The organism is Brevibacillus schisleri (genome assembly GCF_055685845.1).
The window spans coordinates 5643662-5669888 of the sequence record NZ_JBVNDM010000001.1 but is presented as its reverse complement, the minus strand read 5'-3'; the positions used below and the strand labels follow the sequence as shown (position 1 = coordinate 5669888).

Annotated in this window: 20 protein-coding genes and 1 pseudogene; 17 read left to right on the top strand and 4 right to left on the bottom strand. The window is 48.8% G+C overall.

The genetic code is table 11. The annotated features are described in order from the left end of the window. The first annotated feature begins 2 nt into the window (after positions 1–2). From ACUUHJ_RS26935 to ACUUHJ_RS26915, 5 genes are read left to right on the top strand one after another with little or no spacing between them, the layout of a single operon-like run. Positions 3–1703 carry a hypothetical protein gene (locus ACUUHJ_RS26935; RefSeq protein ID WP_472300481.1) on the top strand — a complete coding sequence of 567 codons (1701 nt, stop codon included), beginning with the start codon at positions 3–5 and terminating at the stop codon, positions 1701–1703. 30 nt (positions 1704–1733) lie between these two features. Further along, positions 1734–2717 carry an AAA family ATPase gene (locus ACUUHJ_RS26930; RefSeq protein ID WP_472300480.1) on the top strand — a complete coding sequence of 328 codons (984 nt, stop codon included), beginning with the start codon at positions 1734–1736 and terminating at the stop codon, positions 2715–2717. Next, positions 2714–3595 (top strand): DUF58 domain-containing protein, encoded by an 882-nt coding sequence (locus tag ACUUHJ_RS26925; protein WP_472300479.1) that lies wholly within the window; start codon positions 2714–2716, stop codon positions 3593–3595. Before ACUUHJ_RS26930 ends, ACUUHJ_RS26925 begins: the two co-directional genes overlap by 4 nt. A 16-nt stretch (positions 3596–3611) precedes the next feature. Further along, entirely contained in the window at positions 3612–5486 is a 1875-nt protein-coding gene (locus ACUUHJ_RS26920) for a VWA domain-containing protein (RefSeq protein ID WP_472300478.1), read from the top strand. Continuing rightward, positions 5476–8319: a VWA domain-containing protein gene (locus ACUUHJ_RS26915; protein WP_472300477.1), complete on the top strand. Its 2844-nt coding sequence runs from the start codon at positions 5476–5478 to the stop codon at positions 8317–8319. Before ACUUHJ_RS26920 ends, ACUUHJ_RS26915 begins: the two co-directional genes overlap by 11 nt. A 38-nt stretch (positions 8320–8357) precedes the next feature. Here ACUUHJ_RS26915 and ACUUHJ_RS26910 read toward each other — a convergent pair whose 3' ends face one another. After that, on the bottom strand, positions 8358–10508 hold the full coding sequence (locus ACUUHJ_RS26910; protein WP_472300476.1) for a multicopper oxidase family protein: 2151 nt from the start codon (positions 10506–10508) through the stop codon (positions 8358–8360). 293 nt (positions 10509–10801) lie between these two features. On the opposite strand from ACUUHJ_RS26910, the gene ACUUHJ_RS26905 reads away from it, so the two are divergent. Next, positions 10802–11566 (top strand): class I SAM-dependent methyltransferase, encoded by a 765-nt coding sequence (locus ACUUHJ_RS26905; protein WP_472300475.1) that lies wholly within the window; start codon positions 10802–10804, stop codon positions 11564–11566. Positions 11567–11776: 210 nt separating this feature from the next. Continuing rightward, positions 11777–13501, top strand: coding sequence for a methyl-accepting chemotaxis protein (locus tag ACUUHJ_RS26900; protein WP_472300474.1), 1725 nt, complete (start codon positions 11777–11779; stop codon positions 13499–13501). Between the two features lie 310 nt (positions 13502–13811). Here ACUUHJ_RS26900 and ACUUHJ_RS26895 read toward each other — a convergent pair whose 3' ends face one another. Together ACUUHJ_RS26895 and ACUUHJ_RS26890 are read right to left on the bottom strand one after the other, a co-directional pair. Further along, positions 13812–14951: an ABC transporter permease gene (locus ACUUHJ_RS26895; protein WP_472300473.1), complete on the bottom strand. Its 1140-nt coding sequence runs from the start codon at positions 14949–14951 to the stop codon at positions 13812–13814. Beyond that, on the bottom strand, positions 14948–15691 hold the full coding sequence (locus tag ACUUHJ_RS26890; RefSeq protein ID WP_289674595.1) for an ABC transporter ATP-binding protein: 744 nt from the start codon (positions 15689–15691) through the stop codon (positions 14948–14950). The genes ACUUHJ_RS26895 and ACUUHJ_RS26890 overlap by 4 nt, the downstream gene beginning before the upstream one ends. A gap of 217 nt (positions 15692–15908) precedes the next feature. On the opposite strand from ACUUHJ_RS26890, the gene ACUUHJ_RS26885 reads away from it, so the two are divergent. From ACUUHJ_RS26885 to ACUUHJ_RS26860, 6 genes are all read left to right on the top strand, one after another. Beyond that, a complete protein-coding gene (locus tag ACUUHJ_RS26885) occupies positions 15909–16328 on the top strand; it encodes a hypothetical protein (protein ID WP_172141358.1) in 420 nt (139 codons plus the stop codon). Between the two features lie 109 nt (positions 16329–16437). Further along, positions 16438–17082, top strand: coding sequence for a SurA N-terminal domain-containing protein (locus ACUUHJ_RS26880; protein WP_472300472.1), 645 nt, complete (start codon positions 16438–16440; stop codon positions 17080–17082). Between the two features lie 142 nt (positions 17083–17224). Further along, complete coding sequence (locus tag ACUUHJ_RS26875) at positions 17225–18733, top strand: spore germination protein (protein ID WP_289674592.1); 1509 nt, start codon at positions 17225–17227, stop codon at positions 18731–18733. Positions 18734–18768: 35 nt separating this feature from the next. Further along, positions 18769–19950: a Ger(x)C family spore germination protein gene (locus ACUUHJ_RS26870; protein ID WP_472300471.1), complete on the top strand. Its 1182-nt coding sequence runs from the start codon at positions 18769–18771 to the stop codon at positions 19948–19950. A gap of 28 nt (positions 19951–19978) precedes the next feature. Further along, positions 19979–20206, top strand: a complete 228-nt coding sequence (locus ACUUHJ_RS26865; protein ID WP_472300470.1) for a hypothetical protein — start codon at positions 19979–19981, stop codon at positions 20204–20206. A gap of 47 nt (positions 20207–20253) precedes the next feature. Further along, complete coding sequence (locus tag ACUUHJ_RS26860) at positions 20254–20604, top strand: hypothetical protein (protein WP_289674589.1); 351 nt, start codon at positions 20254–20256, stop codon at positions 20602–20604. 54 nt (positions 20605–20658) lie between these two features. On the opposite strand, the pseudogene ACUUHJ_RS26855 reads toward ACUUHJ_RS26860, so the two are convergent. Continuing rightward, positions 20659–21495: pseudogene (locus ACUUHJ_RS26855) on the bottom strand (SDR family oxidoreductase). A 336-nt stretch (positions 21496–21831) separates the two neighbouring features. Here ACUUHJ_RS26855 and coxB point away from each other — a divergent pair. The 4 genes from coxB (at position 21832) to ACUUHJ_RS26835 (ending at position 25723) form a co-directional block, all read left to right on the top strand. Next, the gene (gene coxB / locus ACUUHJ_RS26850) at positions 21832–22860 is read left to right on the top strand and encodes a cytochrome c oxidase subunit II (RefSeq protein ID WP_016741454.1); all 1029 of its coding nucleotides are present in this window, start codon (positions 21832–21834) and stop codon (positions 22858–22860) included. 71 nt (positions 22861–22931) lie between these two features. Next, entirely contained in the window at positions 22932–24776 is a 1845-nt protein-coding gene (gene ctaD / locus ACUUHJ_RS26845; RefSeq protein WP_472300469.1) for a cytochrome c oxidase subunit I, read from the top strand. Further along, on the top strand, positions 24776–25402 hold the full coding sequence (locus ACUUHJ_RS26840; protein ID WP_199927339.1) for a cytochrome c oxidase subunit 3: 627 nt from the start codon (positions 24776–24778) through the stop codon (positions 25400–25402). The genes ctaD and ACUUHJ_RS26840 overlap by 1 nt, the downstream gene beginning before the upstream one ends. A 3-nt stretch (positions 25403–25405) precedes the next feature. Beyond that, positions 25406–25723 (top strand): cytochrome C oxidase subunit IV family protein, encoded by a 318-nt coding sequence (locus ACUUHJ_RS26835; RefSeq protein WP_015893238.1) that lies wholly within the window; start codon positions 25406–25408, stop codon positions 25721–25723. Positions 25724–26227 lie beyond the last annotated feature (504 nt).

Here is a 26227-nt window from a genome sequence, read left to right as displayed (position 1 = left end):
CCATGTTTACCTCTAGAGCGAACGACGAGCTGAAGTCACTGCTTGCACCCATTCGAAAGCAATTGGGCCTGCGTGTATGGATACAGCAGCTAACTGTCTATGGTTTGTGGGGAATAGGGGCGAGTCTGGTCCTCCTCCTCCTTGCCCGTATCTGGCCGATTCCGTTTTACCATTGGATCGCAGTTGTGCTGCCAGTGCTTGTTGTCATGACAGGTCTGGTGCGCGCGCTTTGGATGCGTCCAACCTGGCTCCAATGTGCACAAGTGGCAGACGGTAATGGTTTGGCCCAGCGAGTCGTCACAGCATGGGAGAATCAAGAGAATCAGTCGATGGTAGCAGGTATGCAGAGAGAAGACGCCTTGCAGCATCTGCGTAAAAATTTGCCGCAAATCGTGGAGAGTGTCCGCATCTGGTCGCTGATCCAAAGAAAGGTGTATGTCACAAGCAGCTTGCTATTGGTGTGTCTGATGCTGTTTCTTTGGCCGAATCCTCAAGACTTGCGACTGGCCCAGATGGCAGAGGAGAAGAAAGCCATCGCGCAGGTCGAGGAAGAAGTAGAGGCAATCAAACAGGACGTGAAAAAGAATACAGACTTAACGGACGCGCAGAAAAAGCAGCTGGAGGAAATGCTGGAGCAGGCAAAAAAGGCTTTGGCGAAAGCAGACGACCCGGCAGAACGTCAAAATGCCTTGCGCGCTGCGGAAAAACAATTGGAGAAGGTCAGAGATGCAGAGCAGCGCAAAGAAAAAGCGCTGCAAGCACTCCAGCGCAGCTTGGGTAATCAAGAAGGGACAAAAGCCTTAGCTGGCGCGATGGAAGCGAAAGATCGACAAGCGATGAACGAGGCTCTGGCACAAATGGCAAAGGCCATGGAAAGCATGCCGCAAAATGAGCGGGAAGAGATCGCCCGTGAACTCGCAAGTGCAGCAGAGCAATTGAAAAAAGAGGCTGAGTCTGCCGACTCGAAGGAGCTGGAGGATATCGCCAAACAACTGGCAGAGGCAGCCCAGCAAACAGCCCAAGGACAAGTGCCTCAAGCGATGACGGCACTCGAGAACAGCTTGATGCAAGCCATGACTGGCATCCAGCAATCTCAGCAAGCCATGCTCGCAGCTATACATGCCGCGGCCTCGCTCAATCAGTCACAAATGACGCTTGCCAGTGCAGGCACACAAGCAGGAAATGCTGGGGCGAGTGGAGCTGGGGCAGGAACGGCAGCAACTGGACAGGCGACTCCAGCATCTGGGTCACCTGGCAATCAGCCATCAGCGGCGACACCGGGAGCAGGTACCAACCCAAATCAAGGGGCGAACCCGGCAAACCAGCCTGGGAATGGAGATGGAAACGGTAATGGGAACGGTAATGGCAATGGAAGCGGCAATGGAAATGGAAATGGCGGTCAAGGAAGCGGTCAAAACGGTGGCGCAGGGTTAGGAAAAGGCAAACACGAGCTCGTTACCATCCCGGCAGATCGCATAGGTGGAGACAAAGGACCCGTTGATACGGTCGGAGGCTCACTCGGGTCAGGACCTTCCCAGTCACAGCAAAGCGGAAACACACAAGTCACCTCCGGTGGAACGCTGCCGTACGAGGAAGTTTACGGCCAGTATGAGCAATTTGCCCGCGAGAGTATGGAAAAAGGCAGTATTCCCGGCGATTATCAACAGATCGTGAAGGATTACTTCAGCAAAATAGAGCCTTAGATCATTCAACAACAGGAAGGAGACACGGAGATGGTGCAGCAAACGCTAGAGGATTGCTTGCAGCGAGTAGAGCTTGTCAGGCAGGAAATTGGAAAGGTATTGGTAGGACAAAAAGATGTGGTCGAGCAACTTCTGTGGGCCGTGTTTGCAGGAGGACATGCGCTTTTGGAAGGCGTACCCGGATTGGGTAAAACGCTGCTTGTTCGGACACTGTCCCAAGCCTTCGAGCTGTCGTTTCAGCGGATTCAGTTCACTCCGGACCTGATGCCGACAGACATTACTGGAACGAACATCCTGTTGGTCGATGAGAAGGGACAGCAGTCCTTCCAATTCCAACATGGGCCGATCTTCGCTCACGTCGTGCTGGCTGACGAAATCAACCGGGCGACGCCAAAAACGCAAAGCGCCTTATTGGAGGCCATGCAGGAGCGAACCGTTTCAGCTGGAGGAGTGACTCGTCCGCTGCCGGAGCCGTTCTTTGTTCTCGCGACCCAGAACCCACTGGAGCAGGAAGGGACATACCCGTTGCCAGAAGCGCAAATGGATCGCTTTTTATTGAAGATCAATGTGCCGTATCCGACCGAAGAAGAACTGAAAATGATCGTGCGGCAAACGACCACGAGCCAAGTGATCACCGTGGAAAAAGTGGCCTCAGCCGAGCAGATTGCTGAGATTCAGCAGGCAGCGCGTGAAGTGCTGGTAGCTGATGCGGTACTAGATTACGCTGTGAAGCTGCTTTTAGCGACGCATCCGGGCCAACAGGCAATTGCTTCGGTGAACAAATATGTGCGCAACGGTGCAGGTCCGCGTGGCGTGCAGGCGATTGTCTCCTTGGCAAAAGTACGTGCATTACTGGCTGGGCGATACAATCTGGCGTACGAGGACGTGACAGCAGTTGCTTTGCCAGCGTTGCGCCACCGCATTTTCCTCAATTTTGAAGGAGAGGCAAATGGCATCCGACCAGACCGCGTCATTATGGATATTTTGGACGAACTGGGGACGCAGAAGGTATGAATCAACACCTGCTTGATCCGTCATGGCTCGCCAGACTGGAGCGAATGCAGATGGCTAGTCGCAAAGCGGTCAGCGGCAGCCAGGCAGGAAAGCGAAGGGCGAGACAACTGGGCAGCTCCATGGAGTTCGCAGACTTTCGGGCGTATGTTCCCGGCGATGACTTGCGGCAGCTTGATTGGAATGCGTATGCCCGTTCAGGCAAGCTGTTTTTGAAAAAGTACTTAGATGAGACCGAGCTTCATGTGAACTTGTATATCGATTGCAGTCGTTCGATGAGCTATGGGCAACCGAACAAAATGACCCGTGCTGTCGAGATTGCCGCGGCTCTTGGCTATTTGTCCCTGTGTCACCTCGATCATGTGTCAGTCTATGCATTTGACAGCCGCATTACGGCAGCACTTACCGGGCTGCAAGGAAAGAGCCAGGCGCATCGCTTACTCAGCTTCCTATCTTCCCTGCAAGAAGGGGGAGCAGGTGATATACAAACCGCAATGCGCCAGCCCGGGGCTGTCAGGGGCAAAGCTGGCACATCCATCGTGCTGTCGGACTTTTTGTTTGAGTCAGGCTATACGGAAGGCATCGCGTATTTGCAAGCGGCCAGACAAGAGGTCACGCTGGTCCAGGTGCTTTCCAAAGAAGAGCTTTCCCCCGAGTATGCGGGAGAGCTGCGGTTGATCGATTCAGAGACCGGGCAGGCAAAAGAAGCATCCTTGACCAGCCTTTTGATGGAAGAGTATCACAAGAGCTTGCAAGATTATCAACAAGAACTGTCCGCGTTTGCTTATGGAAGAGGAATCGCCTTCGTGTCTGTAGAGGCGGAACAATCCCTGGAATCGATTGTCTTCCATGTCTTTCGTCAGGCAGGCTTGATTCGCTAGAGAGGAGAGAGACAACATGCAGTGGATGGGTTTGGGCAACTTGTGGTTTGCGCTGATAATCCCGGCCATCATCGTCCTTTACCTGCTCAAGCGAAAAGTAGAGGATCGTGTCATACCTAGTACACTCCTGTGGCAGCGCACGTTGCAAAACTGGGAAGCGGTGAAACCGTGGGAAAGGCTGCGGCGCAACCTGTTGTTGCTGCTGCAACTGCTCGCTGCCTGCTTGCTCGTGCTGGCCTTGATCCGACCGGCCGTGCCCACTGAGGGAATCACATCGGACCATACGATTTTGGTCGTGGATACATCAGGGAGCATGATGGCGAAGGAAGGAAACGAGACGCGGCTGGAACGAGCCGTTTCACAGGCAAAAGCACTCGTAGAGAAGCTGGGAAGCGGACAGACGATGACCCTCATTGAGGCAGGGCGTGAGCCAAATGTTTTAGTTTCCAAAAGTGCAGACAAAGAGCCGCTCTTGCAAGCCATCGAAAAGCTTGCGCCTTTTTCCGGGACATCCGATCAAATCGCAGCCTTGTCTTTGGCAGGAGCCATTGCAGAGAATGAACCAGGCAGTGGAGTGATTTGGATGGGGGACGGAAGCGGGGAACGCAAGCTGGATGGAGGCTCAGTCCCTGCCTTTTCCGGAAGCTTTCAGTTCATGCAGATGGGAAGCACCCGGGAGAATACGTCAATCGGTGTTTTTGTGACCCAACCTACGGAAAAGGGGGTAGAGGGACTGCTGCGGGTGGACAATCACGGCAGTATGCCTGCAAAAGGAAAAGTCACGGTTTTTGATGAGCAAGACAAGCTGCTGGATACCGATTCTTTTGCGATTGGGGCAGGTAGCTCCCAGACATTTTCGTTTCAGAAGCTGGCGGTGTCTAGCATCTATCGTGCAGTCATCGAACCGGAGCAGGACGGACTTTCCCAGGATAATGTCATGTGGAGTGTTCCATTCGCTGCCGGGAAGGGAAAAGCAGCGTTGTATTCGCCAGAGGGGAATCGCTTCCTCCATCAAGTATTGCAAACAGTCGGAAGTCTTGAGGTGGAAACGATTCAGCAGGCACCGGATGCTGCGGCTGATGCGCGTGACTTGTGGGTTTTTGACGGAGTCGTGCCAGACCAGCTACCAAAAGGAAACCTTTTGTTGATTGCTCCGAACAAGAAAACAGAATGGTTGCCGCTTGCCGGAGAAAAAGAACTGGATCAACAGCCAAGGCCAGTTTCCCCGGATGACCAGCTGCTCAAGCACGTAGATTGGCGAGATGTGCACATCGCCAAAGGATACGCATTGGACGAGATGCCTGGGATGAAGCCATTGGTACGCGCAGGTGGTGTCGATCTGGTCAGAGCCGGGATCATAGACGGTCGACGAATGGTCATCATCGGATTTGATTTGCATGCATCGGACTTCCCACTGCGTCCTGCTTTTCCGATTTTCATGCAAAATGTCGTCAACTGGCTGTCACCTGGTCAGACAGCCCCAATCCCTACGGCACATCCGGGAGAAGTCTTGACCCTCCCACTCTCACCGGGAGCGACAGCACGTACCTTGACGTATCCGAATGGACATCAGCAGTCTCTTACGGAGGACGCCACGTCCAAAACGATGCAGCTACCGGAGTTGACCGGATTGTATCGCCTTGATGAAGAGGTAGATACAGGCACCAAAAGTACGTATTTTCCTGTCCAAATGAATGAGGAAGAATCGAACATTACACCAAAGTCCTTGAGCGTTGCTCGGAAGAATGCCGAAGAGCAAAAGGAGAGCGAGGAAGCAACAGCGACTGACACAACAGGAGCAATGGGAACGAAGGAGCTGACCTATTGGTTGGCAGCTTTTGCTCTCTTGGTGCTATTGGTGGAATGGAGGGTGTATCAGCGTGGGTATTAACTTTATACAGCCGCTATTCCTGCTGTTATTGCTTCCTGTTGCGTATGTCATCATCAGCTGGTGGCGACATCAAAAGCAAATGCCAATCGGCAGAAAGGCAACAATTGCTACTATTCGTTCGCTCTTGTTCCTCCTTCTGGTTTTGACGTTGGCTGGGACACAGCTACTGACACCTGTTCAGGCGAAAACGATTGTGTTTGTTGTAGATCGATCGGCTTCCATGAAGGACGATCCGCGAGTTCTTTCCTTTTTGCGGGAGGCGGTCGGTCAAAAGCAGGCAGCGGATAAGTATGCTGTCATTGCAATAGGTGCAGAGGCGGCGGTCGATCAACCGATGACGATCCGCCAAGAGGTACAGCCATTGGGCGTGGATGTCAACCGGAATGCAACCAATTTGGCAGAGGGAATCCGATTGGCGTCTGCCATGATTCCTACCAATGCCAGAGGAAAAGTCGTTTTGCTAACAGATGGTCTGGAAACAAGCGGAGATGCGGCACGGCAGACGAGACTGGCGAGGGAGCGAGGAATCGCTGTAGAGGCTGTATCCTTGCAGCAACCCAACGGGGATGAGGTCGTCCTTACATCTGTACAGGTGCCACAAAGACTGTATGCGGGAGAGGAATACGGCATCACCGTTGATGTGGAGAGTACGATAGCGACCGAGGCTACCCTTCGCCTGTATGAAGGCAATCGCGAGGCTGGTCAGCAAACGGTACAGATTGGTAAAGGCAACAATCGCTTCGTTTTTTCGCAAAAAGCGATGCAGCAGGGTTTCCATCGCTATCGTGTGGAAATCGAGCCACGACAAGATACCGTAGCGGCGAACAATCAGGCAACAGCCTATACGCAGGTAGCCGGGGCACCAGTTGTACTCGTAGCCGAAGGGCATCCAGGTGCCGCCAGCAACCTCATTCAAGCACTGGAAGCGGGCAATATCAAGGTAGAGCTACGCGATCTCGCACTACTGCCAAAGGAGCTTGAGGGCTACAAGCAATTTGCCTCCATTGTACTGGTAGACGTGCCCGCTACGAGCATGACAGATGCGGATATGGAACGCATGCGGACTGCTGTACGTGATTTAGGCATTGGTTTGATCATGACAGGCGGTAAAGATAGCTTCGGTATGGGTGGCTGGTTCCAGACACCAATTGAAGAGGCATTACCTGTTCACATGGATTTAAAAGGGAAGGAACAGCTCCCTTCGCTCGGACTTCAGTTGGTCATCGACAAGTCGGGCAGTATGAGCTCTGATGCCAGAGGTGCGGATAAGATGGCACTGGCTAGGGAAGCCGCGATACGAGCGACAACCATGATGAATGCACAGGACTACATCGGGGTGATCGCATTTGACGACACACCATGGGATGTTGTAGCTCCACAATCTGTCACGAAGCTGGATGAAATCCAACAGCAGATCAGCAGAATTCAAGCGGATGGTGGGACCGATATTTTTCCTGCCTTACAACTGGGCTACGAACGTGTAAAGGCGATGAACACACAGCGCAAGCACGTGATCTTGCTCACAGATGGGCAATCTGCACTAAACGACGATTACGAGGGCCTGCTACAACAAATGACGGCTGAAAATATTACTGTTTCAACAGTGGCGCTGGGAGATGATTCAGATAGGGGGCTGCTGGAGATGATTGCCGAGTTAGGAAAAGGCAGATACTATTTTGCAAATGATGCCGAATCCATCCCGAAAATCTTCAGTAAAGAAACAGCCTTAGCCAGCCGCACGTTTATTGTGGAGAAGCCTCAAGTACCAGGCTATACAGGCTTGGGAGCTTGGCCGACGCTGAAGCAATCATTGCCTCCGGTGCGTGCGTATATCGCGACAACACCGAAGCAAACAGCCGAATCATCTTTGATGAGTGCTGACGATGATCCGATTCTCTCCCGCTGGCAGTACGGTCTGGGGCGTTCTGTCGCCTGGACGAGTGATCTGGAAGGGAAGTGGTCACCGGACTGGGTGGCTTGGGGAGGAAACAGCCGTCTGTGGAACGAAATCGTGGCATGGACTTTCCCGCAAATTACAGAAGGCGCTTGGAAGACGACCACGAGCATGAACGGCGCCAAAGGCAATGTGAAGGTTACGATGCCAGCTGGTAAAAGCATGCCTCAAGAGATGGAGGCAGTCGTTCTCAATCAAGAGATGAAGCGAGAAGTCATCAAGCTTAAGCCGATTGCTCCCGGTGTCATGGAGGGTGAATTCGAGACGGCTAATCCGGGCACGTACATGATTCAGATCTCACAAAAAAATCGAGGCCAAGTCACGGCGAGCCAAACGACAGGCTTGACCGTTTCCTATTCACCCGAATACGGGATACATGCCGATGGTGAGAAGCGACTTCAAGAGTGGCTAAGTGCTGGTGGAGGGAATCAGATCATCAAGCCGGAAGAAGCTTTTGGTGGCTCGCTTCCCGATAAATGGGACACACAGTCAATCAGTGAGTGGTTACTGATGTTGGCGGCGTTGCTGCTGCCGATCGATATCGCCGTTCGTCGTCTGCAGTTGCCGGATCAATGGTGGGCAAGGCTATCCAGTCTATGGAGATTGCGCAAGTCCACATCTGCCGATCCTGAACAACAGGCAGTATTGTCTCGCCTCGGCGAGAAGCGCTCTGTAACAAGACGGACACGCGAAGAGCGGACAGATGACCAGAACGTCATATCTGCTCCCCTTATTCGTCCGGTAGGAACGGCTGGAAATCCCGTGAAGCCAGCGGCAGTCAAGAACGAGCAGGCAAAAGAGAAACAGGAGAAGCAAACACAGCCCGACGAAGCGCTAAACAGACTATTGGCGGCCAAGAACCGGAAAAAGTCTCGGTAATAGATAAAAAAGAAAACAGCAGCCTGGCGAAAGAATCGCTACGGACTGCTGTTTTCTTTTTGGAGATGCTCTTCATACATGAGCGGGATTGCGTTACCAAAAGCAGTTTCATCTTTATGAGGGCCCTCTTTCGTCGATTCACCAGAATTATTCGCGCGGAAAGCAACTTCATAGGTTTCACCCGGCGCTATCTGGAGAGTGTCCGTCCACCATGGACTTCCCGTAACCTTTTTGCCGTCCCGGCTCAAGATGAGCATGTGATGGCCGTGCAGATACAGCGATTGATCCTGAAAGCTGCGATTGACGAAGGTCAGCTTTATGAGATCGCCCTCTTCAAGCATCATCCGGGTATCAGGAAGCAAGTCGCCATTTACAGTCGACAATCGCTCGAATTTACCGTCATAAAAACCATACTGACTATCAATGAGCAGTTGATATTCCCGATCAAAATGGGAAGAGAGATCAAAAGGAAGAGCAGTCGGACTACCGTAACGTGCAGGGTCAAAGACGGAAAGCTCTGCGTTTAAGAAGGGTACAGCATCTTTGGACCCGTCTGGACTTAAGAGCAGCCCCTTGTCATGCTGGTTGGCAGCTGGAGCAAATAGCACGGGACGATTCGGCATCGTAAACTGAATGTCGTATCGACCGCCTGCCCCCGGTTGCAAGGCTTGATTGGCAATCAAATTCGGTTCGTTTACCTCGGTTCCGTCTATCGCTACTACCTGAAAAGGAGTTCCTTGCAGCAAATAGGTGACAGGAGCATTTTCGGCGTTTATAAAGCGAAGGCGAACCGTTGTGCCAGGAGTAACTGTTTCGATTTTTTGCGTATCTGAGCCGTTTAACGTCGCGCCTGCCTTTTCGTCCTTGTGATGAATCATGGCGATGTCGCGGATGGGTTTGCTTGTAGTCGTAGTATCGGCTGCCTCGATCACAAGGGCACCGAATAACCCGTTCACTACTTGCCCAGGAATTTGCTGATGAGAATGGTACCAATACGTTCCGGTTTGTTCTGCACGGAAACGCAACACAGATTTTTCTCCTTTTGCAAGGCGATCATCGTTAACGGGAGTCTGCATGCCATGCCAGTGGATGTCTATCCCTTCGGATATATCCTTGTTCAGCAGGGTGATTTCGACGAGCTCACCTTGCTTCATACGGATCTCAGGTCCGGGATATTGTCCGTTCAGGGTCCATGCTTCTACGGTTTTGCCTGATGCCTGACGGATAGTTGTTTTCTGTGCGTTCAGCGAAAACGTTCGATCAGGGTTTCCTTGTTTTGGTTTTGTTGATACATCAATACTTTTAGGTTTCCCTGTGGAAGGCATCGAATAGGCACTTGCCTTTACAGGGAAAACGAAATCCGGGAGAGCGTGATCGTCCTGATTCTGAGCTCCCAAGGATGGATGGTCGGGAAGGCGGCTCGCTATCATCGCTTGATTTCCCCAGATCGTTGCAAGTAAAGCGGTCATCAGGAAAAGCATGGCAAAACGGATGAAGCGGAGCAGACGGCGCGGTTTTACCCAGTTTTCCGCAGTGGAGTGGTATTGATGCTGCCACGATTGCTGAATCCAAAGCAGGGAGACCCCAGCTAATAATACACCCCAAGCAAGAAATAAAATGGACGGTTCCAACGTAACAGCAGGAAAAAAGACTTGAAGGAAGAGTGCAATTAGACAGCCCAAGACGGTGGCTTGCAACGGAACAAGCAATTCGGGGCAAGATGCGTCTCCTCGCCACTCTGCATCTAACGTGTCGTCTAGGTCAGGGGAGTTTGCTTTTACAGGTCGAACATTTTTCTCTTGTAACAAAATTCGGGTATAATCCGTATCTACTTGTGAATGTCTCGAATCTCTGCCTCCTTTTCCGGCCAACTCCCACAGCCGTGGAAAAGTAGAGAGCAGGCAGAAAAGCAATGGAACAAAAATAAAAGGTAAAAAGCCAAGCAGCTTATCCTTTATGTAAAGCCAGCCAAAGGATTCAAACAAAACCCACGTCATCACCAAATGCCCTGCAAAGACAAAAAGGGCCGACCATAAAAAACATAAAGTGATGCGAGCACTGCTTATGAAAGCCCGTTTCGTCGGACGGAAAACGAGCTGGTTTGCCATGGTTGTAGGGACCAGCATGACGATGAGAAGGACCAGAAACAATCCTTGATGAATCCCGGCAAGCACTTCAAAATCAGCCATGATCAGTTCCTCCTGTTTACTAGTTCGATACTAATGATATAGAGAAACGGCTGAGGACCAAACGTACTGGGGCAGTATTTTCACTCCGCCTTAAGTCGGAGAAGTGCACTTGATCTACATATAGGATATACATTACAATTTCGGTATTGTTTTTTGATTTATCAGAATAGTAGGAAGGGGGACTTTTACTCATGTCCTTTGATTTTGTACAAACGTAACAACGCTCCCGAGCTCCTCCAGCCTCGTCTGGTTTGGACGTGAACAGACTGGTATAAACGAGAGGAGAGGCAGACATGGAAAAGAAGGATTGGATCAAAAGCTTTCAAGAGGAAGTAGAGGCACCATTCGCTGGGTGGGATTTTGCCAGATTGACTGCGACAGGCAGGATGCAGGATGCACCACTTGGCTGGAACTATGTAAACCTCGTGAAAAAGAACATGCAAGGGATTAGCTCTATGCTGGAAATGGGAACAGGTGGTGGAGAACTGTTTTCTACGCTTGCGCCGTTCCCTTTGGAGACGTATGCGACAGAAGGCTATGAGCAGAATGTAGCGGTGGCAAAAGCCAATCTGGAGCCCCTGGGTGTTCGTGTGTTTCCGGTAGACGGGGAAGAAATATTGCCTTTTGAGGATCAGTCACTTGACTTGATTATCAATCGACATGAAGCTTATTTGCCGTCTGAAATAAAGCGCCTGTTGAAGCCAGGGGGCACATTTGTTACCCAGCAAGTAGGCGGTCAAGACAATCTCGAGCTGAATCGATTGCTGGACGCTCCCATTCCGCCAGATTACTTGCACTGGAACCTAGCCTATGCAGTGAACGAACTGGAGGAAGCTGGTCTTACGATTGTGGAGCAAAGAGAGGAAATGAGCTTTTCGCGTTTTTACGACATAGGTGCCATTGTTTACTACCTGAAGGCTATCGAATGGCAGATTCGCGACTTTACTGTAGAAAAGTACGCTCAAGCCTTGCTCGATCTGCACCAAAAAATCGAAGCGGCTGGTTATATCGATATTCCTACCCATCGCTTTCTCATGATTGTCCAACAAAAGTCCTAATTAAATTACTACCGATTGTCGATAAGACAGGTAGGGAGTGTTTAGGAAAAGCACCCTTTTTGGGTGCTTTTTTTATCGAGTAGCACCGTGTGAGAACAGCAACGCTGATCCTTTTACGAAAAGGCAGACCCTCCCGCAACAAAGCGTCCGCTCCTGGGTGGGTGGTCCGTATTACACATATCGAAACCTGCGAAGGAGAAGTGAAACAGGATGAGTAAGAGCTTGGCAACACGGGTCGTTGCTCTTGTAGCGGTGATCATTGCCGTCATGATGGCAATCAATATTATCATGATTTACGAAAACAGCGTAGCTACTGTTGAAAAAACACTCTCGCGCTCAAGCATCAACACAGCATTACATATCTCCCAAGGGCTTGACTCAGAGAAGATAGCGACATTTATATCTCAGCCAAAAGAATCTGACGACTACTGGTCGATCCGAAATACGTTGCTTGAGTACACCCAAAAAACCGGTGCCCTTTATATTTATATTGTTCATGCAGATGGTGAAAAGGTAAAGATTATGGTGGATGGAACGGCGAAAGGAGCAGAGGGGGCAGCTACAATCGGTCAAGAGACAACCTCTACGGATATGGATGATATTGCTCCTGTTCTGGCAGGGGGATCGAACAGTACGCCGATCGTCAAAGACCCTGTTTACGGAGATTACCTAAGTGCATTCGCACCGATTGAAGATCCATCTGGTCAAGTAATTGCTGTACTAGGTGTAGATACTGCGGCAGACAAGGTGGAGCTGATTAATGACCAGGTTTTGGATGAAACCATGCCACGTATCATAATGGCTATGATTGTCGTAACGATTATTGCTTTAGGTGCTGTATTCTTCTTGATCAAAAAGCTGCTTCGTCCACTGCAGGTTGTACAAGAAGCGTCTATGCGTATTGCTTCTGGTGATCTCACGTCTACCGAGATTTCCGTTTCCAACAAAAAAGACGAGATTGGCCGAATTGTCGTTGCTTTTGGTGAGATGACAGCTCAGCTGCGTCAAATCATCGGCGGAGTAAAAGAGACTACGGAGCATATCGACACCATGGCGAATTCCATTCGGGAAGGTGCCAACTCTGTCCGCGAGCAAAACAAAAATATCGTGGTCACCAGCCAAGAGATTGCCCAAGGGAATGAACAGACAGCAACTGCGATGGAGATGACGGTGCAAACGGTTCAAGAATTCTTGAGCGAGCTGTCTGAATTGAATACGGCGATTGACGAGATGGATGCAGTATCCAATCGCGTGTCTGATATCGGAGAGAGCAGTTATAAGGTATTGCAAGAGTTTTTGACAGATGGAACAGAGACGAACAAACAATTTCATGAAGTGCAAAATACAATGGCGATTCTCGAAGAAAAATCGAGCCGAATTAACGACGTGATTGAAACGATTCAGCAAATCGCCGGACAAACCAATCTGTTGGCGTTGAATGCAGCCATCGAGAGTGCGCGTGCTGGCGAGGCGGGCAGAGGCTTCGCTGTGGTAGCGGGAGAAGTTCGCAAGCTGGCTGAACAGACAGGTGCAGCAACTCATGTCATTCAGGAGAGCATCAAAGACATTCAAGATCAGGTAAGACAAGCTACGGAAAAGACAAATGCGACGCTGGATCGCTACAATGCGGGTACTGAGCGTTTGGATTCCGTTACACAAGGCATTACAGCGCTGTCTGACATGACGCATACTTTGAAGACGTCGCTTGCGAATGTTATGGCAAGTGTAGAGACGATGAAGCAAGGTCAGAACAAGGTGAATGAATCCGTGTTGACGGTTACTGCTATCTCGGAACAAACAGCAGCAGCCACCGAAGAGGTATCTGCTACGATGCATGAGGTTAGTGGAAACGTTGATCAGTTCGTGTCTGAAACGGAGCAGGTGACAGACAGCATTCAAGAGCTACGTAGCAAGGTGGATACGTTCCGACTGTAGGCAAATTACTTTATTTATAAATGAAAAACAGCTCTTCTACTGGCAGGATGATGCCGGGAAGAGCTGTTTTTTTGTGGCTGTAGTGGGGGAAGAAGCGCATTTCCAGTCTACGCTTCGGCCTCCGCCCCGCTGAGGGATGGACTGGCTGCTCCGGGCTTAATGGCGGGAGCCGCTTCAAAAGTAGCGGTTTCGATGAGGAGTTTGCAGAGTTGAAGCTAAAAGCACTCCCTCCATTCAGCTCTCCGCTTTGTCGGGCTCCAGAGGCGCTTGGACTGGAAATGCGCTTCTTCCAAGCCGCTTTTGATATTAACTACAATAACCCAATGAGCACAAGAACTACACCGTGCACACCCAATAGCACCATGCGCAACCAGCTAAATGACTGTTTCAATTGACTATCCCGAATCGGAAAGATCGAATATCCATTGCGCTTTTGCTGATGTCGCCAGAGGCTGCTGATCTGGCTGGCAGTCATGAAGAGAAAGAGCAGACCGGCAATGATTTTTGCATACGGGCCGGGCAATATGAGAACGACGAAGGCTGACAACAGGAGCAGTCTGAAATAAGTGCCCGCAAAGTCACCAGAGCGAATAAATTTTTTGGTAAACAAATGATGTCCTGCTGTTGATTGACGGTAAGGCAGCAGCTTCGTCAGGGTAATGAGCCACGAGCGTGATTTCACTTGGTGCTGCATGGCAGGGACATCTCGGAAGTTGTTCACGAACTGATAAAAGCGGTGACGCAAGCCGCTTTCGATGGCCAGGAGGCGATACCATTGTAGAGAATATTTTTTCTTATAAGTCAACATTCGCGAATGGAGCCAGATCAAGAGCGCAGCGCAGATCAGAACACCAAATGGGACATTACCCAAGCGCAAAAATTGGCCTTCACTCAATACCCAGGCGAGGAGGATATACGAAAAGACAAATCGAGCGAGTGTATAGAATCCGATCTTCTGCTGATCTGGCAAACGTAAGAACGTCCAATTGCTGTAAATATTCCAGCCCTTCAAGAGCAGGGGAATGCACCAGTACACCCACAGCTGCACGTCTTGTGCGCCTATGACCCCTGTATACATAGGCATGAGCAGGAGTAGGACGATAAACACCACCATGCTCTGAATGGCAAAATTGTAAACGAGCGCCTTTCGGAAATAGCGATCCAGTCTTACTTCATGCGGAGTCAAAAAAAGCAAATCCGCTTCCAGCAAAAACGTGCGTAGGGGGCTTCTCGCCACGACGATTGCAATCACGAGCGCCATCGCATACGGCAAAGGGAACCAGGCTGGAATCATCGCGATGATGCTGCGGTAGTAGAAGGCGAGCAACCCCATCAAAAAGATCCCAACAAACGCTAAACCGCCATTCGCCATGTACTGGGCATACCGAATGAATTCTACGGAAAAGGCATGGAACCGTTTGCGAAATAATTGATCAACGTCTATTTTCACTGGCCGTCATCCTCTACGATATGTAAGTATATGTCGTCCAAAGAGCTAGCTGGAAGCCCTGTCATACGCCGAAGCTCCTCAAGCGTTCCTTGGGCTCTGATCTCGCCTTTGTGCAAAATGATGAATCGGTCACAATGCTTCTCGGCGGTCGCCAAAATATGTGTGGACATCAAAATGCCAGCTCCTTGCTCTTTGCAACGGTTCAACCACGTGAGAAGAGAACGAATCCCCAGCGGGTCCAGACCCAGGATCGGTTCATCTACGATGTACAGAGGCGGTTGTACGAGCAACGCCATCATGATCATGAGCTTTTGTCGCATCCCTTTGGAAAACTGCTGAGGAAATCGGTCTTTCATTTCCTCCATGCGGAATTCTTTTAAGAGAGGACGTGCTCGTTCATAAAAAACTTCCCGGTCCAACCCGTGGCTCATGGCCATTAACTCGATATGCTCCCACAGTGTAAGCTCTTCGTAATAAATGGGGGACTCGGGAATATACCCGTAAGACAAGCGATAGTTTTCCGGATCAGATTGAAAAGTCCTCCCTGCAATGCTGATTTCACCTGCGATGGGTTCCAAGAGTCCTAGAATATGCTTGATTGTCGTGCTTTTGCCTGCGCCATTCAGCCCGATTAGGGCCACAATTTCTTTTTCGCGTATGTGAAAGGAGACATCTTTAATTACAGCGTGGTTGTAAGAGTACCCACCTGTTACCCCTTTTACCTCCAGCAAGGTTGTCATGGTATCCTCCTTTATGAATAAACGGTTATGTCCCCGTTTATTTGAGAGAAATGCTAGATAGTCTTCCTCTTATTTTAGCTGAATTCAGGATTTGGAAATACATTTGTTTGCCGCCTTTTTTACACGAGACTGAACAGAGAGGGATAACCGTACAGGCAATGCTCCTCACCGATACATAAACAAGTAGTATAAAGGACGGACGGGGGAGGTGGAATCTATGACAGCAGGACCGTATGATAATCAGAAAGATATAGATCAGCATATCCAACGTATCTATTTGAAATTAGACAAATTCGAAGAACGAATCGATCAGCTTGAGGGACAAATGTTAGTCGTCACGAAATGGTTGGAACGAATTGAACATCGATTGGGACGCATGGAGGATGTGCGTTACGATGTACTGCAAGTTTTGAACAAGCTGCAGACTGAATTAGAAACGAAAGCAGAGAAGACGGAAAAAGACAAAGATATAATCCTGCAATTACTGTCTAATGAAAATCGGGACAAGGAAGCACTTGCTCAGTTTATGGAAGTGGAAAAAGACAGAAAACAAGAACGCTTTTTACAGGTTTGGGCAGTTTTAGGTCCTGTCATCGCCTCCGTTCTCTCCTCTTTTTTTACCCGATTTTTTATGTAGCGCATAATATGTTTAAAATGTGGAAAAGTTGTGTAATACGCTTTCCATTTTTCTACCATAACTTCTTTCTATACTTGGAGGGCAGATTATAGAAAGAGAGGATATCCAAGTGAAGAAGTTTGATATTTCCATGCTTACGGTTGCCATATTAGTAACGGGGTTAGCTGTTTTAGGTTTTTATCAATCATGGGCAAAAGGCAATGACCCTGTATTGGTAACAGCTGGCGATACCTCGATTACACAAAATCAGCTTTACGGTGAAATGAAGAAAACGTACGGAAAATCAACGATACATGAACTTGTTGCGGAAGCGTTAATCAAGCAGGAAGCCAAGGCGCAAAACGTCGCGGCGACGCAAGAAGATATGAATAAAGAGATTGATTCGATGAAAAAACAGGTAGGTTCACCTGAGGCATTCCAAAACTACTTGAAGAGTATGGGAATGACTGAGACCCAGCTGCGGGATAAGCTGAACGTGCTCATGACACGGGATAAGTTGTTGGATAAAGCATTCCCGGTTACCGAGGAGCAAATCAAAACCTACTACAATACAAATAAAGCACAGCTGGGTTCACCAGCACCTGAGTTTGATAAAGTCAAAGATCAGATCAAGATGATGCTGACTGACCAAAATCGCAGTCAGAACTACAGTACCTGGTTAAATACGCTTCAAGATAAACACAAAGTAGAATGGAACGACCCTTCCTTTGACGATCCATCAGTGCCAGGTGAAGAACAAATACCTGCTCCATAGTGTAGAACTTATACCCAAAGACCTTGTCCTCTTCCATGAGTGCGAGGTCTTTTTCTGTGAAAACGGTCATGAACGTTTTGTTTAGCAATGGGGGCAATCGGAGAAACTGTGTTCATAATTGCCGATGTGAGGAGCAATCCGAATGGCTCAGATTGGTTGCAGCCTAGACGACAACGTTCACTATATAAAAGAATCGCTCGGATACAGCAATGACATAGTAATTCGAGAGGTAGTCCTACATAACCTAGAACCCGTTCGGGCAGCTGTCATATATGCGGATGGCATGGTTGATTCGTATCTGGTACAAGCCGTCTTAATCGACAGTCTCTTATACAAAATGCGCTTGAAGGAATGGGAAGGGATACGCGAGGACGAGTTCGTTCCCTTTTTAAAAGAATCCATCTTGACCGTAGGGGATATGGGGGATTTATACGATTTTCCCACCTTGTTTACAGCATTGCTGTCTGGCTGTGTCATCATTCTCGTGGATGGCTGCTCGCAAGGAATTCATATTGGTTTGCAGGAGTGGAAGGATAGAGGAGTCACCGAGCCGTCATCACAAACTGTCATTCGTGGTCCACGGGAGAGCTTCACGGAGACACTTCGCACGAATATTACGCTGCTGCGGAGACGGATTTCCAGTGAAAAGCTATGGATTGAAATCAACAGAATCGGCGAGGAAACCAAGACAGAAGTCGCGGTTGTGTATATGAAAGGGATTGTAGAAGAAGATGTGGTAGAAGAAGTGCGTAATAGACTGAATCGAATCAGCATCGATGGCATCATGGAAAGCGGAATGATTGAGGAGCTGATCCAGGACGAAGCCTACACACCTTTCCCCACCATCTCTAACTCGGAGCGTCCGGATGTAGTGGCCGCGAATCTATTAGAGGGACGCGTAGCGATTCTTGTAGATGGGACTCCTTTTGTTTTGACCGTGCCTTCTCTCTTTGTTGAGTTTTTCCATTCTGCGGAAGACTACTATCAGCGCTTTGATTTTAGTACGTTGATTCGCATGCTGCGCTTCGCCTGTTTTTTTATAGCGTTGCTGGCTCCCTCTCTCTATATCGCCGTTACGACCTTCCACCAAGAGATGCTCCCGACACAGCTTCTGATTAGCTTGGCGGCACAGCGAGAAGGAGTGCCCTTTCCAGCCTTTATTGAGGCGATCATGATGGAAGTGGCTTTTGAGATATTGCGAGAGGCCGGAATCCGCATGCCGCGTGCAGTAGGTCAAGCCATTTCCATCGTGGGAACACTGGTCATCGGACAAGCAGCGGTGGAAGCCGGGATTGTTTCGGCAGCGATGGTTATTGTGGTCTCGATTACCGCGATCTCCAGCTTTATTTTCCCAGCGAGCAATATGTCGATTACCGTGAGGATTCTTCGTTTTCCACTGATGGTGCTGGCAGCTTCTTTTGGTATATACGGAATTATTGTAGGGATGCTAGCCTTGGTGCTGCATTTATGCAGTTTGCGCTCGTTTGGCGTACCTTATATGGAATCGTTTGCTCCGTTTTCCTTGAAAGAGCAAAGAGACACGATCCTTCGCTTGCCTCGCTGGGCCTTGGACAAACGGCCTGAATCGATTACCAAAAACAATTTGCGACGCCAATCAAAAAGGATAAAGCCATTACCACCGCAAAAGTAAGAGATTTTCCACAGCATGTAAAGGAGTGGGCACCAGTGAAAGGGATAAAAGTTCTTCTCTGCATCGTGCTCGTTACTATCCTAGCTGGTTGTTGGGATCGAAAAGAACTGAACGATTTGGCGATTGCGGTCGGGATTGGTATTGATAAAGTGCAAACAGGCTATCAAGTTTCGGTTCAAGTAGTCGACCCTGCAGAGGTTGCGGCCAACAAGGGGAAGCCTGGACGTGCACCTGTTACTCTCTTTACGATGAACGCTCCGACAATTTTTGAGGCTGTGCGGAAAATGACCACGATCTCTCCTCGGAAAATTTATATGGCCCACACGCGGATGCTCATATTTGGCGAGGAGGTCGCGAGAGAAGGGATCGCTCCTGTCATCGATTTTGTCTCGCGTGACCATGAGTTTCGGACTGACTTTTATATTGCCATCGCTAGAGGAACGACCGCACGCAACATCCTGAGAGTGATCACACCGCTTGAACAAATCCCTTCTACAGAAATGTTTGCTTCTTTAGAGACATCCTCCAAAGTATGGGCGCCTACCGCAGCAATTACGATGGATCAATTGATTACTGATTTTACCAGCAAAGGGAAACAAGCGGTTTTGACAGGCGTGCGACTAACCGGACCTTCAAGGGAGGGGGACCAACGAAATAATGTCGAGCAAATAGATACCCCCGTGCTTCTTCAATATACGACATTGGCTACTTTCCGGGGAGACAAGATGATCAACTGGCTGAGTGAAGCGGACAGCAAAGCCTATAGTTACATTACAGGCAAAGTAAAAAGTACGGTCGGAAGTATGCCTTGCAAGGGGGGAGGACTCTTGACGCTGGAAGTCATGCGCGCCGACGCAAAAATTGAGGCTATCATGAAAAATGGCACGCCTGAAGTTATCGTTCAGATCAGTTTGGAAAATGATATTGGCGAAGTGCAATGCAAGCTCGATCTGACAGAGGAGGATACGATCAAGGAGCTGGAAAAAGAGGCTGAAAAATCACTGGAATCATTGGCGACAAAAGCCATTGCCAATGCCAAGAAACATGGAGTAGACATATATGGATTCGGAGAAGCGATTCATCGGCAATACCCGAAAGTATGGAAGAAGATAGGGAGCAATTGGGAAAAGGGATTTTCCAAGCTGCCTGTACATATCAAAGCTGTTGTGAAAATCAGACGTTTAGGAACCATCAATAATGCCTTTGAAGAAAAGTGATTGTATAAACAGGGGAGGGGGAGTTTGTATGTCGACATTTGTTGTCATCGTTATATCTATAATCGTTTGTGCATATGAGCTGCCCCGATTGATTCGGATGCGACAACGCAAAGAGATCGCTGTCTTTCTCGCGTTGCTTGTCATCAGTGTTGGCTTGTACGCAGGAGCTGAAAAAGGGGTTGTCCCTAATCCTGTTTATTGGGTGGAAATGGTTTACAAGCCCATATACGATAGCCTCATGACATGGCTGAAGTAAACGAGGGGCATACTGAGTACACCCCCAGTAAAGGAGAGTAAATAGACGTGGACGGTCTTTTGATGAAGCTGCTCGTTAGTCCGTTGTTGGTCGTTTTGGCAGATGCTCTCTTTCCAGAAGTGAATTTCGCTAATCTATATCAGTCTGTCGGAGTCGGATTTGTCTTGGCAGTCGCCGGATATTTTTTGGATAGGGCGATCCTTACAGCAGGGAGTCTTTGGCTTACGACCATGTTTGACTTGATTATCGGCTTTTTGATCGTTTATGGAAGCATTGTGTTTTTGCCGACGGCTCAAATCGCTGCAATCGGGGCCGGGTTTGTTGCGATATTTTTTGGCGTAGCAGAATATATCCAGCATGTTTGGCTGATACGCACAGGACGAACGGAAAGTGTATAGTTGTTTACGTGCAAACACACTCCTTGGGGGTGTGTTTTGTTTATGGAAAAACCATTACGATCGCTTTGTCACGATTCGCTCAATCCATGACCACGGAAGCCAATTTTTTGCAGCGATTGTAAGTCCCACACCTCGGCCAACCGGATAGCGGAATCGCGGCTTGGGAGTGGTGGCTGCATGGACAATCGTCGAGATGACTGCGTCGGGGGCAGGTGCCTTTTCTATGATTGCTTCTACGTGACGCATCAGTTGCTTCATTTGGGAGGCGTAAGGAGAGTCTTCATCAAGCTGTTGGTCTTGCATTCCTTTCTCCCAGATGGCTGTACGAAAGGAGCCGGGCTCAACAAGGACGACTTGAACCTGAAAGGGTAGCATTTCAAGGCGAAGCGATTCACTGAAGCCTTCGACTGCATGCTTGGATGCGGCATACGGCGAGAGACCAGGGAAACCAAATCGCCCACTGATGCTGCTTACGTTTATAATTCGTCCAGCTTGTTGCTGCCGCATATAAGGCAAGACTGCCCGAGTGACGTCGATCAGCCCGAACACATTTACATCAAACTGCTTGCGCCATTCTTCAGAAGAGACCTCCTCAGCAAAGCCACCCAACGCGTAGCCGGCATTGTTTATCAACAAATCAATGCGCCCATGTTTTGCAATGATGGAGGTGATCGCCTCCTGAATTTGTTCCGAATTCGTAACATCAAGGGAAATGACTTCCAGATTTTCAGGATCTATATGTAAGCTTGCCAATTTGTCAAGAGGGTCTCTTTTTGCTGGATCACGCATAGCAGCAATTACCTGAAAACCGGTCTTGACTAAAGCGACTTATGCATGCTTACCAAAGCCACTTGAGGTACCAGTGACTAGTGCAATTGGTCTTTTTTGCATAGAATTCTCCTTTTAAATGTATAGTATGGTAGAAATTAACTGCAATGTTCACAAAATTGTTCATAAATTTGTTAACAAAATCATAACAAATAGCCTTTGTATTAAGGAAAATTTATGTATACTTAAATGGTTACCACGCTTGGGTAGAAGTGTGCAATACTGCCCCTTACTTTGCTGTTTGTTTTTGGAATGGCTGCTAATACTTTTCACGTTTGGGTATTATAGTTGTGAATGGTATTGTATGCGATTTCTTTAAGCAGATAGAAAAGTACGAAAACTTCTAGTTGTAGGCGTGGCTAGAACGTTACCAACACGAAGAAAGAGGGGTTCATTGGTATGAAGGGTTGGCAACAGTATTGGCGTCAGTTTTCCCTGTTTGCTCTGCTGGCGCTAGTGTTAACCGGGTGTGGCAAGGATGAGCTCTCAGCGCTCAAGCCCTCTGGTCCGGTAGCTGCGATGCAGTTTGACCTGATGAAGCTGTCCTCCGCTATCATGATCGGCGTCTTCATTGTCGTTATGGCGATCTTTACGTACGTCCTTATCCGCTATCGTAAACGTCCCGGACAGCAAGGCATTCCTAAGCAGGTCGAAGGAAATCATGCACTTGAAATTCTTTGGACGGTAATTCCTTTCTTGCTCCTAATCATCATGGCGATTCCGACTGTTACTACTGGTTTCGCACTGCACAAGGAGTATCCGAAAGAGGAAGCAGTTCAAGTAAAGGTTACCGCTCACCAATTCTGGTGGGAATTCGAGTATCCTGATCTTGGAGTAGCGACTGCACAAGACTTGGTATTGCCGGTTGGTAAAAAGGTTCAATTCGTATTATCAGCATCTGATGTTAAGCACGCATTCTGGATTCCTGCATTGGGCGGTAAAATCGATACAAACCCAGGGCAAGAAAACAAAATGTGGCTGCAAGCAGACAAAGCAGGCATTTACTACGGTAAATGTGCGGAGCTCTGTGGAGCCTCCCATGCCTTGATGGACTTCAAGGTAGAAGTAAAGGAACAAGCAGATTTTGACACTTGGGTAGCAAACATGAAGGGCGTTCAGGCAAAAGAACCTGTAACGGCAACTTCTCCACTGGCTGCAGAAGGTCAACAAATCTTTGATAAGAGCTGTTTGGGATGTCACGCTGTGGCAGGTAAAGGTGGTAAGATGGGGCCAAACCTGACTAACTTTGCAGATCGCGAACGTGTAGCAGGTATCAAAGCACATACGCCTGAAAACATTGCAGAGTGGCTGAAAGATCCGCAAAAAATCAAGCCAGGCAACAAAATGCCTAACCTCAACCTCGATGACAACCAAGTGAAAGCACTTGTAGAGTACATGGAGACATTGAGCGTAAGCGAGAAAAAGTAAAGTAAAACCTCATAAAACTTATTGCATTGACAATCGTCATAGGCAGTGACGCTTAAAAAGGAGGTAAACCCGTGTCTGCACATGCTTCTCATGCACCAAATCGCTCAGGGCTGTGGGATTATCTTACGACAGTGGACCATAAGAAGATTGCGATCCTGTATCTGATTGCTGGTGGGATATTCTTCTTGGCCGGTGGTTTGGAAGCCCTGCTGATTCGTTTGCAGTTGATGTACCCGGAGATTGAACTCGTTGGTGCCAAGACTTTTAATGAATTAATTACGATGCACGGCACTACGATGATTTTCTTGGCGGCTATGCCGATCATTTTTGCTTTGATGAACGCGATTGTCCCTCTTCAAATCGGTGCACGCGACGTAGCATTCCCGTTTGTTAACGCTCTCGGATTCTGGCTATTTTTCTTCGGGGGAGTGCTACTGAACACAAGCTGGTTCTTGGGTGGAGCACCTGATGCTGGTTGGACATCGTATACAACCTTGGCTTTGAATCAATACAGTGGCAGAGGCGTAGACTTCTACGTACTCGGTTTGCAAATTGCCGGTCTCGGAACGCTGATTGGTGGTATTAACTTCCTGGTTACGATCATCAACATGCGTGCTCCAGGTATGACATTCATGCGTATGCCAATGTTCACCTGGACGTCCTTTATTACATCCGGTTTGATCCTCTTCGCATTCCCTGCGATTACGGTTGGTTTGGTTCTGTTGATGTTTGACCGTTTGTTCGGCGGAAACTTTTTCAACCCTGACGCAGGTGGTAACGTTGTTATCTGGGAGCACTTGTTCTGGATCTTCGGTCACCCCGAAGTATACATTTTGATTCTCCCGGCATTCGGTGTCATTTCTGAAGTAGTTTCTACATTCTCAAGAAAGCGTCTGTTTGGTTACAGCTCCATGGTATTTGCAACAGCGCTGATCGGTTTCTTGGGCTTCATGGTGTGGGCTCACCACATGTTCACAACAGGTTTGGGCGCAATTGCCAATACACTGTTTGGACTTGCAACCATGTTGATTGCTGTTCCTACAGGTATCAAAATCTTTAACTGGCTCTTGACCATGTGGGGCGGTCAAATCCGCTTCCCTACCGCAAACCTGTTTGCAGTAGGATTTATCCCAACGTTTACAATCGGTGGTATGACAGGGGTTATGCTTGCGGTTCCGCCGGCTGACTACCAATACCATGACAGTTATTTCGTAGTTGCTCACTTCCACTACGTAATCGTAGGGGGTCTCGTATTCGGTCTCTTCTCTGGTCTTTACTACTGGTGGCCGAAAATGTTCGGTAAAATGCTGAACGAAACAATCGGTAAATGGAACTTCTGGACGTTCTTCATTGGTTTCCACCTTACCTTCTTCCCGCAACACTTCCTGGGTCTGATGGGGATGCCGCGCCGCGTCTTTACATACCTCAAAGATCAGAACCTGGATATGGGGAACTTTATCAGTACGATTGGTGCATTTGGTATGACGATCGGTACCATCCTATTCGTGATCAACGTAGTCGTTGCAGCGAAGAGCTCCAAACGCGCTCCTGCAGATCCATGGGATGGACGTTCACTCGAATGGGCGATTCCTTCGCCGCCGCCGGAGTACAACTTCGTTCAAACCCCTCTCGTTCGCGGTTTGGATGCGTTGTGGGTCGAGAAAATGGCTGGTAACAAAGGCATGACGCCTGCGGAGCCTATTGGCGACATTCACATGCCATCGCCATCGTTCTTGCCATTCCTGATGTCTCTCGGATTGTTCGTGGCAGGCTATGGCTTTATCTACCACAACTATGTGGTTGTAGTCATTGGAATACTCGCTACACTGTCCTGCATGTTTACCCGTTCAGTGAAAGACGATCCAGGCTATCACATTCATGAAGATGAACTCGAAGAGAAAGGGGTAAAGGCTTAATGGCTAACCATCACGCACATGCAGTATTGCCTGACGAACCGGAAAAAGCCACCCTTGAAGGTAAGAATAAGGTTCTTGGCTTCTGGCTCTTCCTTGGTGGGGAGACAGTTCTCTTCGGTTCCTTGTTTGCAACATTTATCGCTCTTCGTGATCAAGCAAATGGTGGACCAACGTCCCAAGCGTTGTTTGACATGAATCTCGTTGCAGTGGCCACACTTCTCTTGCTTACCAGCTCGATGACAAGTGTTATGGCTACACTGGCTCTGCACAGGAAAGACCTCAAGAAGATTCAGCTATGGCTGACTATCACAGTAATACTCGGTCTCGGCTTCCTTGCTTTGGAGATTTACGAGTTTGTACACTATGTAAATGAAGGACTGAAAATGTCAACGAGTGCATTTTCATCTGCCTTCTATACTTTGGTTGGATTCCACGGAGCTCACGTAGCGTTCGGGATTTGTTGGATCATCCTTTTGCAACTATCTGCGACGAAAAAGGGCCTGACGGTAGTAACTGCACCGAAGTTCTACCTGGCATGTCTGTACTGGCACTTTATCGACGTTGTATGGGTATTCATCTTTACCGTGGTATATCTCATGGGTATGATCGGTGGAAAGGTGGGATAATCTATGGGAGCACAAGCTCATAATGAAGAGGTACGCAAACCGAAAGTGAAGCACGAAGGTCCGAAAAGACACCTTGTTGCTTTCATCGGATCTCTCGTATTGACCGCACTGGCATTCATTGCAGTGGCGTATGAAGCAATTCCATCAGGTTTTACCGTACCATTCATCGTAGCACTGGCCTTTGTTCAAGCGTTCTTCCAGCTGTATGTCTGGATGCACATGGATCAAAAAGGTCATGAGTTTGCACGGATCAGTATTTTCGCAGGATTGTTTGTAATTATGATGGCGATCATCGTCTTTATTTTCTGGGTCTGGGTCTAGGAAGTGGAGCGATGCGAGAGGACAGACATTGGGTCTGTCCTCTTTTTTTGTATTTGTTTTATTAAGTGGCTGTTGGGGAGGGGAAGAAGCGCATTTCCAGTCTACGCTTCGGTCTACGCCCCGCAAGGGGGATTCACTGTCCGCTCCGGAATGAATGTCGGGAACGCTTCAAAAGTAGCAGTCTCAAAGAAGGGGTAGCAGAGGTTGAAGCTAAAACCATTCCCGCCATTCATCCCTCCGCTGGGTGGGGCTCCAGAGGCGCTTGGACTGGAAATTTGCTTCTTCCCACGCGGCTTTTATTAAGCATCAAGTAAGTTGATTCAAGAAAGTCCCCCACGAAATTCCCCAACAAATGTTTTGAAAAATCAAAGGCAACCACAGCTGTTCGAAAGTCCTGTCACATGTTTGGAAGGAGACCGCCCGAACGAAGTGAGGATACAGGCGACTGGAAAACATGTGGCAGGGCTTCCCCCGACCACAAAAGTTGGAAGACACCCCATCGAA